Annotated in this window: 10 protein-coding genes; 6 read left to right on the top strand and 4 right to left on the bottom strand. The window is 42.0% G+C overall.

The window, feature by feature from the left end; all coding sequences use genetic code 11:
• The 4 genes from QZZ43_RS11285 to QZZ43_RS11270 form a co-directional block, all read left to right on the top strand.
• Window positions 1–286, top strand: a 286-nt coding sequence (locus QZZ43_RS11285; protein ID WP_291859179.1) for a hypothetical protein, incomplete at its 5' end; no start/stop codon positions are given.
• The gene (locus tag QZZ43_RS11280; protein WP_291859178.1) at window positions 262–480 is read left to right on the top strand and encodes a hypothetical protein; all 219 of its coding nucleotides are present in this window, start codon (window positions 262–264) and stop codon (window positions 478–480) included. The genes QZZ43_RS11285 and QZZ43_RS11280, both read left to right, overlap by 25 nt.
• A gap of 16 nt (window positions 481–496) precedes the next feature.
• Complete coding sequence (locus QZZ43_RS11275; RefSeq protein WP_291859175.1) at window positions 497–859, top strand: hypothetical protein; 363 nt, start codon at window positions 497–499, stop codon at window positions 857–859.
• Window positions 860–993: 134 nt separating this feature from the next.
• The gene (locus tag QZZ43_RS11270; RefSeq protein WP_291859173.1) at window positions 994–2,412 is read left to right on the top strand and encodes an SDR family oxidoreductase; all 1,419 of its coding nucleotides are present in this window, start codon (window positions 994–996) and stop codon (window positions 2,410–2,412) included.
• 358 nt (window positions 2,413–2,770) lie between these two features.
• Here QZZ43_RS11270 and QZZ43_RS11265 read toward each other — a convergent pair whose 3' ends face one another.
• From QZZ43_RS11265 to QZZ43_RS11250, 4 genes are all read right to left on the bottom strand, one after another.
• Window positions 2,771–3,268: a DUF2231 domain-containing protein gene (locus QZZ43_RS11265; protein WP_291859169.1), complete on the bottom strand. Its 498-nt coding sequence runs from the start codon at window positions 3,266–3,268 to the stop codon at window positions 2,771–2,773.
• Window positions 3,269–3,270: 2 nt separating this feature from the next.
• Entirely contained in the window at window positions 3,271–3,585 is a 315-nt protein-coding gene (locus tag QZZ43_RS11260) for a hypothetical protein (protein WP_291859166.1), read from the bottom strand.
• 73 nt (window positions 3,586–3,658) lie between these two features.
• The gene (locus QZZ43_RS11255) at window positions 3,659–4,177 is read right to left on the bottom strand and encodes a type 1 glutamine amidotransferase domain-containing protein (RefSeq protein ID WP_291859163.1); all 519 of its coding nucleotides are present in this window, start codon (window positions 4,175–4,177) and stop codon (window positions 3,659–3,661) included.
• Window positions 4,178–4,369: 192 nt separating this feature from the next.
• Window positions 4,370–5,632, bottom strand: a complete 1,263-nt coding sequence (locus tag QZZ43_RS11250; protein ID WP_291859160.1) for a hypothetical protein — start codon at window positions 5,630–5,632, stop codon at window positions 4,370–4,372.
• 725 nt (window positions 5,633–6,357) lie between these two features.
• Between QZZ43_RS11250 and QZZ43_RS11245 the strand changes: the two genes are divergently transcribed.
• Together QZZ43_RS11245 and QZZ43_RS11240 are read left to right on the top strand one after the other, a co-directional pair.
• Window positions 6,358–8,220, top strand: a complete 1,863-nt coding sequence (locus QZZ43_RS11245) for an outer membrane protein assembly factor (RefSeq protein WP_291859157.1) — start codon at window positions 6,358–6,360, stop codon at window positions 8,218–8,220.
• A 409-nt stretch (window positions 8,221–8,629) separates the two neighbouring features.
• Complete coding sequence (locus tag QZZ43_RS11240) at window positions 8,630–12,493, top strand: translocation/assembly module TamB domain-containing protein (protein ID WP_291859154.1); 3,864 nt, start codon at window positions 8,630–8,632, stop codon at window positions 12,491–12,493.
• Window positions 12,494–12,561 lie beyond the last annotated feature (68 nt).

Genomic DNA, 12,561 nt, shown 5'->3' with positions numbered 1-12,561 from the left:
AGGAGCAATTTCAGGAAGGATTTTTACGGGGACTTTTCGTTTCAATTTTTTGTGTACGCTCAACCCGCATCCTAATTTCCTTATGCCATTAGTGATGGAGTTGATATTTAGGGCGTTGAGAGGCGGTGGCTGTTTTTTATTTGTTAGTGGTATTATATTTGAATTCGCTTGGAGTGCATTGATTGATTTTCCAAAACGATGTATTAAAGCGGTTGATACCCCGACACCCAAAGGGCCACAGAAGGCGACACGCCTGCTTTCATGCCTGTGTATCCAAATGGCCTGAATGATCCTGAACAAATTGATCAGAGTGGCTGGAGAGGTCGCTTCAGTTTCACTAAAAGAGAAGGTGTTCGGAGTATGTCTGAAGTGCCTAAAATTGAGAAAGAGGGAGAATCAAAATTTGACCTTTACTATATGTTTGGAAACAGTGAAGAGGGTACCGAGTCGATAAAGAGGTGGAGCAAAGGTTATAAATAACGATTTTGCTGCCCGGATGAACTGGAACATTACCAACAACTACGAAGAAGCCAACCACCACCCTGTTGCCGTATTGAATGGCGATAAAACCCGGCAGGTATTAAGCATTACATCAACAGTTGGTTCAACAATCGAACAAAATGCAGTCGGGTCAACAGATCCTGATGGCGATTCATTAGTTTATTCCTGGTCTTTTTATGAGGAACATGTTTCTTATACCCGAACTGTAACAATTCAGAGCAGTTCCTCGACCGCAGTTAAATTTGAAATTCCAAAGGATGCGGGTGGAAAGACCATCTATATAATATTAGAGATTCATGACAACGGCCGACCCAATTTATATGCTTATCGTCGTATGATTGTTAATGTACGGCCATAACCTAATCTAAATATATTAACCTGCACATTTTGTCACGATTCTTTTTACCTTGAGGTGGCTTTAACGGGGATTTGAATAAAATTTCTTTTGTTTGAAAGTATGCCGAAACACGGTGTTCTATAAATTGTGTTATGATGAAGGTATTATTAACCGGTGCAACAGGATACATTGGGAAAAGGCTTTTGCCTGTTCTGGTGGAAATGGGGTTTTACGTGGTTTGCTGTGTGCGGGATAAAAGAAAATTTCATCCGGAGGATTCGGTCAAAGGGAGCATTGAAGTTATTGAGGTGGATTTAAATAAGGTGGCCACCCTTGAAAATATTCCGAATGATATTGATTTCGCTTATTATCTTGTTCATTCAATGTCGGTTTCAAAAAATTATGATGAACTGGAGAAACAATCTGCCATCAACTTCAGAGAGGCGGTTAATCAGACGAAAGTAAAACAGGTAATTTACCTCAGTGGGATTGTAAATTCTCAAACACTTTCTAAGCACCTTAATTCAAGGAAGAATGTGGAATTTGAATTAGGGAAAGGAACCTATGCACTTACAACCGTAAGGGCAGGCATTATAATAGGGTCGGGAAGTGCTTCTTTTGAGATAATTCGTGATTTGGTGGAAAAACTGCCCGTAATGGTGGCCCCGAAATGGTTAAATACCAGGTGTCAGCCCATCGGGATTTCGGATGTCATAAGAGTATTAACCGGCATCCTGAATAACGAACAAACATTCAATAACAGCTACGATATCGGGGGAAACGAAATTCTTACTTACAAAGAGATGCTCCTGGAGTTTGCAGCGGTTCGCGGATTAAAAAGAAATATTTGGATTGTTCCGGTAATGACTCCCAGGATTTCTTCTTATTGGTTGTATTTTATTACTTCTACATCATACAAACTCGCTTCTTCTTTGGTTGACAGTATGAAAATTGAGGTTGTTGCTAAAGATGATGAAATAAATCAGCTGCTAAATCTGAATCCATTGTCCTATAAAGAATGCATCAGGCAGGCATTTAGGAAAACTGAGCAAAATGAAATCGTTTCAAGCTGGAAAGATTCAACCGTTAGCGGAAGATTGGATTTCAAAATTTCGGAGTATTTAAAAGTGCCTGAATTTGGGTGTTTCAAAGATGTCAGAATGGAACCTGTTTTTAACACGGATGAATGTATTAAAAAGATATGGCGTATTGGGGGTGAAACCGGTTGGTATTATGCTACCTGGCTTTGGAATTTGAGGGGATTTATTGATAAGGTTTTTGGAGGGGTTGGTTTAAGACGGGGCAGAACGAATGTTAACGACATTCAGGCTGGCGATACACTGGATTTCTGGCGCGTATTGTATGCTGATAAAGCCGATAAACGTTTATTGTTGTTTGCAGAAATGAAATTGCCGGGAGAAGCATGGCTGGAATTCCGTATAAAGGATAATCACCTGATTCAAACAGCAACGTTTCGTCCTAAAGGGTTATTGGGACGGTTGTACTGGTATTCAGTATTTCCATTGCATGGCCTGGTTTTCCACGGTTTGGCAACAAGATTGACAAAAGAATAGTTCGTTGAAATAGAATTTAAATTTAAAGTCAATGCATCACAAGTCTTTTGTATACAAGTGATTGGGGTTGAGGTGAGGAGTTTTTTAAAGTGGTTTATTTTTGATTATTTACAAAAGTTTGGTGAAGTGTTGAAATTCCGGATTTGGAGGTGATAGGAGGTGGTTTGTGAGAAAAGATTGGATCCTCTGATTAGTGAATTCCGGACAGTTTGAGTGGTTAGAAAGAACAAGCTGTTTATGAAGTCCCTGTTTCTTTTTTGTGTGACAAGTGTGTGTAAAAAAATGAAAGCCAATGCTTCCGTCGATAAGCATTGGCTTTCATTTTCTCTTCAATTTGTTACTTTTAAGACAATCTCGTTTAATCGGTTTCTGTAAACTCAATGCAATCTTCCGAAGGGGTATATACTCCCGCGGCCTGCTGGTAAACCAGGGTTGCACCCAGGTGCCCGGTATAAATCAGAAATCCGGTTCCGGTAACTGAAAGGCCAATTATCCCTATTATTAACAGATTGCGGAATTTCCTGAAAAGCCCAAAATATTCGATGATGGCCAGTGCTGATGCTGCGGAAAAAAGCCAGGCAACAGTAAAAGCTCCGTTCTCATGCGCTTTCAGAACAGTGGGGTCACATATCTGACGGGACACCACTCCGTCTGCCAGCCCACCGGTGTAGACAGTAATCCATGCTCCAATAGTTCCGGCAACTAAAAGAATCTGTCCGGTAAAAGTTGGATGGGCTTTCCTGAACCAATAACCGACTATAAGAAAAATAGTTGCAAATGCCAGGAGAGCAATTGGAAAATGAACCGTTAACGGATGCCATATCTCTGTTCGCCAGAAATCTGGTATTTGCGCCATCGCTATTCTAAGATTTTGATAGATTTTGGATCCAGTCGTTTACCAACTTTCTCTACTGTAACTTCCACTTTCTGCCCTTCTTCCAATGTTGAAAAGGGAACCTCAGTTCCGTTTTGGGTTAACTTAGTTTCTTCAGTAAAGTAAAGTTCCAGTGTTTTTTCGTCGCTGGTTTCCACGTAGATTTCAGTTTTCTCAGCTTCGACTTCTTTAATGGTTCCTTCGTAGGTTCCGGAATCAACTACATTGGTTTTTCCGCCACAAGCACTTAACATAAAGGCCATTACGAAGAAAAATGAATAAAACAATGTCTTTTTCATAAAAGTTCTTTTAGTTTTTAATTAATGTACGACACTTACTTCTGTGTTTATGTTTTGTAATCGGTAAACTTGCTTACTTCAACAAATTTAGATATGCTTTCATGTAATCAGGTAAATCATCGGGAGTACGGCTTGAAACAAGGTTTTTATCCGTCACAACAGGCTCATCAACCCAGTTTGCTCCTGCATTAATCATGTCGTCTTTAATGGCACCTACACTGGTAACCTGGCGTTCTTTCAGAATGTCTGCCGAAATGGTTACCCAACCTGCATGGCAGATAATTCCAATGGGTTTACCGGAATCGTCCATTTGCTTTACAAACTCCAGAACCTTTGGGTATCTACGAATTTTGTCGGGTGCATATCCGCCGGGAATAATTATGCCATCAAATTCATCGGCATTCAGGTCATCATAGCCAATGTCCGCTCTTGCAGGCAATCCGTTTTTTCCGGTATATTGATTCCCGGATTTCTCCCCGGCCAGGACGACTTCTGCGCCTGCTTCCCGCAAGCGGATAACCGGATACCATAATTCCAGATCTTCGAAAATGTCATTTATTACGGCAGCTATTTTTTTGTTTTTAAGTTCCACGGCAATATATTTTTACATTAACCAACAATGGGTGGTGTTTGTTTGATCAGAGATGTTATTTTAATTTTCATAATTGATTTAGTCGTACTTCTTTTTATTCTGAGGTATTCATAATATTTAGAAAAACAAACAACCGCAGGCAAACTTGGAGCAGAGAAACGAAATTCAGTGTTTGTTGTTTTTCTTGTAAAACTAAATATTTACGGTTTTTCTTGTAGGTTCCGGAATGTTGAACCCATTATTATGTGGATTGTCGGAATTACGCTCATTGTTTTGTAAGCGGATCTCTTTTAGTAAATTCTGCAGGGGAAGCAATTGTACTCCGGGAATATTTCTTAGGAAAAGGTGTTGATGAATACTCAGACGAATGACATCATTTCCAAAAGGGGCAAGGAAGCCGGCCAGTTTTTCAATGTTTGTAGCACTGATTCTTCCTTTGTTTAGAGGTAGTTCCACGGAAAAGAGTCCTGACTGTTTTTGATCTCTGACATAGCGGTACACCCATTCGCGTGAAAGAAGCGGATAGTTGATATTACTGGTTTTCTGGGAGTTTGTTGCAGAAGAATTTAATTCCTTAAGGTTTAATCTGTTGTTTTTTTCGCCTCTTATTTTCAGGTAGTTAGAGGCGAATAGTTTAAAGGCTTTTTCTCTGCCCAGAGCATCAATGACAGATCTTAGGTTAGTTCCATTACGCGGTACCAGTTCGTTATTGTCCTGAATGATGCGTTTTACAGTTTCGATGACATAAAGAATTTCTTTTTCTTCCAAAAAGCCGGATAGCAAATACCCTGCTGCTGGCGAAGAGCCCGACACACCTCCAATGAAAACTCTGAACCCTCGTTTCCCTTCTCTTGTAGTTGCGATGAAGCCTATATCGTTGTAGCGCGCAAGGCTGTTGTCGCGATAATCACTGGCAAAACCTATTCTGAGTTTGATGGGAGAAAGGGAAGATTCTGATTTGTTATTCAGAATCCTGTTCAGAGTGAGGACATGGGGTATTGTGTCAAATTTTTCCTGGTATGAGGTGCCCGCATCTTCAGAAGTTGTTATGTTGAGTATGTTGTTATCATGACGTGAAATATCAAGTCCATGTTTCTGAAGATTTTCCAGAGCGCCGGGTGTATTTTCAAGAGGGATATTCAGGATTTCAATTTCCTGACGGGGAGTGAGGTGAATCTCCCCGGAGCCATATTGTCGTGCAGTGTGGGCCACTATGGTCAATTGTTGGGTGGAGGTCACTCCCCCGCCGGATTTGAAGCGAATTTTGTAAGTGTTACGGCCGTGGTGTTTAAAAATACCCATCGAAGTTCGGAGAGCATTGAGTTTAATCACCTTACTTTTATTTTTCGGAAATTCTGCAATTTGCTGACGGAGGCTGGTTATTTCATTGTGCAGATGCTGTTTTGCTTGTTTCTGACCTTGATTGACGTCCTTTTTGCTGATTTTTGTGCTCATAGCTATTGGCTTTTGAGGTTGGAGAATGATTTTTTTCTGGTGTAAATTCAACAAAAAAGGCCTTCTTTTTGTGAGAAGGCCTTTTTTGCTAAATCTGGTGATGCTTGTTATATGCATACAAGCCTTCCTCTGTGTTTGCGATTTGTTGTACACAACATACACATACACAAAGAAGAGTTTGAGATTCTGTAGTTAAAATTTTTTGAAATCATGAAAACATATATATATTGTATGTTACAAACATAAAAAATTTATGGTAGATTCTCACGACTTTTTCTTTTTTATCATCATTTTTTATTGTGGATGACAGTTGTGTGGCTAAACACCTTTGATTTAAATACTTGATTAGGTGTTGTTTTGTTTTTTTAATTCAGGGAGTTGCTTGGAGAATAACCAAGGTTGGTGGGTTTAAAACAGAAAAAAACATACTAAAAAGATGGGAGATAAAAAGGGTTTGTTGATCTTTGGTTTAGGGTTCGGGTATTGTTTAGTATATCTCATGGAGTTTAATCCTGTTTTTTTCATTTCAGGATTAGTCATAGTGACAGAATATCCCGTAAGTTTTTTTTGATGCTTCAGTAGAAATGATTGAGGGTAGTATAAAAAGGTATATTTTTGTCAAAGTTGAGACAATGAAAATAAAGAGAGTAGGTAATAAAAGAGCCTTTTAGGCCGGGCTTATTAGTTGTATTGAACTTTGTGTTCATGTTGATTGCTTTTATAGTATGTGGAATCTGGGATTATCTGATAATTTGAAATGGAATATTTTTAAACTGGTATTTCCGGTGCTGTTTCTTTGTGTCGTTTTTTCCGGTTATTCTCAGGAAAACGCGGAAATTAGAAAGCTCAAAATCAGAGGCAATAAGGCTTTTGATAATGGGGAGCTGTTGGAAAAAATCAGTTTCAATAAAGCTTCCTGGATAGGAAAACTCTTTTTTAAACAGCAACCGTCCTATTACAGTGCGGAAGCCTGGGAAATGAACAAGGCCCAGCTGAAAGCTTTTTATCAGTCCGAAGGTTATCTGCATGTTCAAATAAAGGAACCCGAACTGGAGATACGTCCCCGAAAATATAAGGTGGACTTGTTGATTCGAATCGTGGAGAGAGAACCGGTAACGGTTGGAGATGTCGATTTTTTTACTTTCGCCGCCGGCAAGGAGGATTCTATATTAATGGACGGGGCCTGGCTAAGAGAAAAGAAAACCCTTAAGACAACCGAAGGGAAGAGGTTTCGTGACGAAAATGTCAGTGGCGATCAGGAGGCTATAGCTTCCTGGTTTTCTTCATTGGGGTTTGCTTATGTGGATGTTCAGCCCGAAATTTCTCTTTCCCGGGATACCATGAAGGCTGCTGTTGACTGGAATATCGAAAAAGGGCCTTCGTGCCGTTTTGGAGAGTTGACTATTGAAGGCCTGGAAAGAACCCCTGAAAAAGCCATCATAAAACAGATGACAATAGCTGCCGGTGATGTTTATAGTTCCGGACAACTTGCTCAATCCCAGAAACAAATTTATGAGCTGGGATTGTTTAGGATTGCATCTCTTCAGGCCGGACTTACAAATCGGGAACTGGAAACGATTCCTCTTAAACTGACTTTAGAGGAAGCCCCCCGCTGGACAACCCGTTTCGGCTTGGGTTATGGCCGGGAAGATGAGTTCAGAACTTTTGTGAATGTGGGGTATCTTAATTTTCCGGGGCCTACTATGCGTTCAAATTTTTATGCCAAACATTCTGCTCTGGAGCCTTACCGCTTTGAGGCTAAAATTACTAAGCCGTCTATCCTGGGCCCCAGGTCCTCTCTGGAACTTAAGCCTATGGTCAGGCGAAGAAAAGAAAGGGGTTTTGAATCTTTTATCTGGGGTGGTGATTTGTCACTTCATCAGAATTTCAGTGACTATCTGACCGGGTCTGTATCGCTTTATTTCGAGCGCGTGGATATTGAAATTACTTCCGATTTTGAGCGTTCCCTCCGGGACCTGAATCAGTCCACTTACTCCAAAAATGGTGTTTCGCTGGGACTCCTGTATTACACCGCTAATCCCCGTTTCGACCCAACTGATGGCTGGTCACTGGGAGTCAATACCAGAGCCAACAGTTCTTTGTTTGATTCAGCTTATCCCTTTTTTAAATATCTGTTTGAGGTGAAGCGCTATCAGCCTGTCCGGAGTGGATTAGTGCTGGCCATGCGGTTAAAGGTTGGCAGTATTCGTCCCTGGGGGGGGGGAACCGTTACTCCTTTCGAAGAACGGTTTTTTGCCGGTGGTAGCCAGTCGGTTCGGGGATGGCCCAGACAAATGCTGGGTCCTCTGGATCGGGATGAGATTCCCATTGGGGGTAACTCCGTATTGGAAGGGAGTGTCGAACCGCGTATTAAGATATTTGGGCCTGTTGGAATGGTGTTGTTTTTGGATTATGGAAATGTTTGGCGCGATGCAAATACTTTTAAATTTGATGAAATTCGTTTTGCTGCCGGCACCGGAGTGCGCGTGTCCACTCCCATTGGCCCGGTTGGGATTGACTTTGCCCGTCCGGTTTTTGGAGATACCGGAAAATGGCAGTTTCATCTCAATATAGGTCATGCTTTTTAAGCCCAATGCACCGATAAAAAAAGGTCTAAACGCAGAGACGCAAAGTTTTATTGTCAGATAGTTGAAGCGTAGGCGACCACTTGGTAATCAGGCGTCTGAGAAAGCTTAACGAAGTATTGTAAAAATAGACCATTTAATATACGGATACCTGGTGTGGTTTTGGGATGCGACTCCCGGATGTCCCTGGAAGGGGCCAAATTGAATTATCCCGTGAGCAAAACAGGGGAGGAAAAAGTAAAATTAAATTAGGTTTCCGAATGGGGGCAAACTATTAATTTACTGATTGGTTGGTTGTTGCAGGAAGCTGTTTTCGGTGGCGTGATGAAGTAAGCTAAACCGGGATATGAGATTTTTCCGGACAGCATTGGATTTTTTAAAGAAAAGAACAAGCGATTCCATTTAATTGAATATGCACAGAGTATTACGTTACATATTGTACTTTTTTACCGGACTGGTGGTTCTGGTGTTGATGTTACTGCTTTTTACGCAAACCTCAGTGTTTAGGGGGATTGTTCGCAAACAGGCAGTTAAAATTGCCAATGAACAGCTGGATGGTGAAGTAACTCTTGAGAAAGTTGAAGGCAGTTTTTTCACCAATCTTACCCTTAAGGGATTGTGGGTGGGGAAAACCCGGCAGGACACCATTCTTTCTCTCGATCGGCTGGCATTGCGTTATTCTTTGTGGCCGCTGATTTATGGACGGGTTTCGGTTTCTTCCATCGAACTGGAGCGACCTCTTGTAAATTTGGTACAACACCCCGATTCTTCCTGGAATTTTCAGGATATCTTTCCTGTTTCTGACGAAGAACCTGATAGTGCCTCAAGCCCGATGAGAATGACTTTTAACCTGGGCTCTTTAACCCTAAGTGATGGCCACATCAATGTGTCGATGTCCGACACGCTGATTCCGCAATACATTTCCGGATTGAATTTAGAAGTGGGGGGCCGTTATAGCTCCGGGGAAATGGAAGTGGATTTGAGGCACCTGGGGTTTACCACTCCGGATGGAATAACTGACATAAGACATTTTCAGGTTTTGGTGGGGCAGCATGGGTCTGTATGGACAGTGAGAGATTTGGCTTTGGTGACGTCTCTCAATCGCTTCGACATTTCCGGAAATTATGCCGGATTGGATTCTCTTGCAGGAGATTTGGCGACAGATCCAATCCAATTAAAAGAGTTTGCATGGATATTGCCGGATTTTAGGTTGGGAGTGACACCAACGGTAAGCCTTCAGGCAGATGTGAAGGGAAATAATCTGAGTATTAATCTGGAAGTTGTTCATCAGAATCAAATGGTGAGCCTCAACGGCTCGGTGTTTAACTTTACCCATGCTCTTAATGATTCATTGCGGAATCAATCGAATCTGGATATCCAACTCATTTTTCAGAATATGAACCCGCAGGAGTGGTTGTTGTTGTCAGACCTGCCGCTTGTGCTCAATGGAGAACTTCAGATTTCCGGGAACGGACTGGCCGGAAGTCAGCAGCCACTTAAACTCAACGGTGATTTGTCGGGAACACAATGGGACCAGTATCGGTTTAATGAATTTGGTCTGGATGGTAGTTTTCTCGACGGGAAAACCGATGTTCACACTCGTTTTACTGTTGATTTGGGGACTTTTGACCTGAAGGCATCTGGTAATCTAAAGCGAGAGAATTCTCCTGTGACCCTTAACCTGAATGTGAAACGTTTTCCGGCAGATCGCTTTCTGCCCGAATGGGGCGATAGTACCTTACTTAACATGAGTTTGCAGGCCAGGGGAACGGGGCAGGATTTTGAGTCCCTGAATGCCGGGTTTTCTTTTCTGATGCATCACTCCGTTGCCGCCCGCGTACCTGTGGACTCGTTGTTTATGTCGGGTCGGATTCATAAAGGTAAGGTTGTTCTGGATACCTTGCAGCTCGAGAATTCATCACTAAATCTGTCGGCCAAAGGCAGTTATGGCGATAAGGGAACCATAACATCCGTGTTTGATGTTGTTTTGCATGATTTGACAGCTTTTAAGTCTTATGTGGTGCAGCCAGCCCGGTGGAATTCTTTGAAAATGAGTGGAACCGCTAACGGACAAGCCGATTCTCTTCTGGTAGATATTTTGATGAAATCTGATTCTTTGGCTTATGATACCATTGCCACGGTTGGTTCTTTGAATTTTTTGGGTGCAGGCTTATTGTCTCCTGATGGTTTCTCGGGAAATGGACAACTTGCCTTAAAAGATATTAAAGCCTCCGGGCAGGAAGCAGATTTACTCACTCTTGATGCTGATATGCAACAAGATACCTGGGATGCCAGTCTGAACCTCTGGATGCCAGATTCTATCTCGCTCAGTAGCCGGGTGCTTGGAAATATGAAGATGCCCTTCAGGTTCCAGATTCCAAAACTGGATATAGCAACTTCTTTCGAGCAGTTTTCTTTGGTTGGGAAGGGTCCTGAAGTAATAATAGACTCCACCAGAATTGCGATGGACTCATTGCAGATGGTGGCACATCAGAATCCGGAATTCAGTTTTCTGGCCGGAGGTGAATACCTGTTGAGGAATTCTGTCGGAATGAGTGCCGTTGTTGAAAATTTTGACTTGTCTTTGGCAGGTAAAATAATGCAACAGAAACTTCCTGTTTCAGGAGTGGCATCGCTGAAGATTTTGGCCGACGGGCCGTTGAGTAGCCCTTCTCTTGATTTAAAGCTGCGTGTGGATAGTCTGGAGGCTTATGATTTAAGGGTAAAGCAGTTGGATGTTGGGTTATCGCACTTTGCAGATACACTCAGGGCTTCTCTAAAGATAAAAAGCATACAGGATGACTCCATTATGGCAAATGGGTTCTCAGTAGTAAATATTAACCTCACCGACAGCCAGATGGTTTCAACTCTCAAGACTATCAATGGTGAGGTGATGGGCCGAAACATCAGACCTTCTGCTTTTTTTGTGTTCGATGATGGCGATGAGCAGCTATTCAAGGCATTACTGAATATGAATGTAAAGATTTCAGGAGATTTGGTGAGTCCTGTAATGAAAGGATTTGTTCGAGTTACTAATGGCGGGCTATCCTGGCCGGCTTATGGCGTCAAATACTCCGATTTGAAGCTGGTTGTAAATCTTGACAGCAATAGGGTGGTGGTTGATTCTCTTTTTGCCCGCAGTGAGAAAGGTAATTTGCTGGTAAAAGGCAATATGGCATTTGATTCAACCTTCGTTTCCGGTAATTTATCTGATGCAGATGTCTCATTAAAAGCAAATAAATTTTTCCTTTCTCGTCACCGGAACCATGAAATCCAGATCAATTCAGATGCCTGGTTGCGCATAAAGGATCAGATTCCGGAATTTGGAGGTGACCTGACAATTCTTCGCTCAAGGTTTTATTTGCCGGCCCTTTTGGATATGGGAGGTTCGTCAGACATCAATCAACCTTTACTGGTGAGGGCGCTGGAGAAGCAGGAAACAGACAGTTTGCTCCCTGAAAAAGGAGATACTGTGCGAATTTCCCTTCGCGATACTATTCCCTCCAACGATATGATGAAAAACCTTACCGGACGAATGAATATTCAGATTCCCCGAAATACCTGGGTCAAATCGGAGGATATGAACCTGGAATTGTATGGGGATTTTGATTTATTGAAAAACAGTACTTATTTCGAAATTTTTGGGTCGCTGGGTATCTCCAGAGGTTACTATACTTTGTACGGACGGAAACTAATTATTCAGCAAGGTGACCTGACATTTCAGGGGGGGAGAGAGATCAACCCGAGGGTGAATGTTGAAGCCTCTTACCAGTTCAGGGGAAAAGACAAACAGAAAAATGAACTAATAATGAAGGCAGCTGGCACGGCCTTTGAACCAACTCTTTCTTTTACCCTCAATGGGACAACTATTACTGAGCGGGATGCGATGGCTTATCTTATTTTTAATCAGTCGTTTGACGAGCTGAGTTTTGGTAACCAGCAAGGGGTTTCCGGAAATGTTCCATCGGCCATGTTGTCAGGTTTGGTATCTTCCCAACTGACAAAAACGATAGGAAATACTTTTAATCTTGACATGGTAGAAGTGAAAGCCGGTGATAACTGGGAAAGTGCTACATTTATGGTGGGGAAATATATTACCAACAACTTGTTTGTTACTTATCAGCGGGGTTTTGGCGAGAACGAGGACGAATCCCTTACTCCGCAAACCATTACGCTGGAATATGAGGTAACCCGAAATCTCTTTCTTCGTCTCACTCAGGGTGATGTGAAAGAATCGGGTGTAGACGTAATATTGAAATTTGAAAAGAAAAAATAATATGGAAAGTCCTGCGCACAAACAGCAACAAAAGATTTACCGGCTTCTGGAATCCAAGCGGGTAAAGG

Source organism: Marinilabilia sp. (assembly GCF_016278715.1).
GTDB lineage: Bacteria > Bacteroidota > Bacteroidia > Bacteroidales > Marinilabiliaceae > Marinilabilia.
The sequence above is the reverse complement of the archived record's forward strand: the minus strand, read 5'-3'. Positions and strand labels throughout refer to the sequence as shown.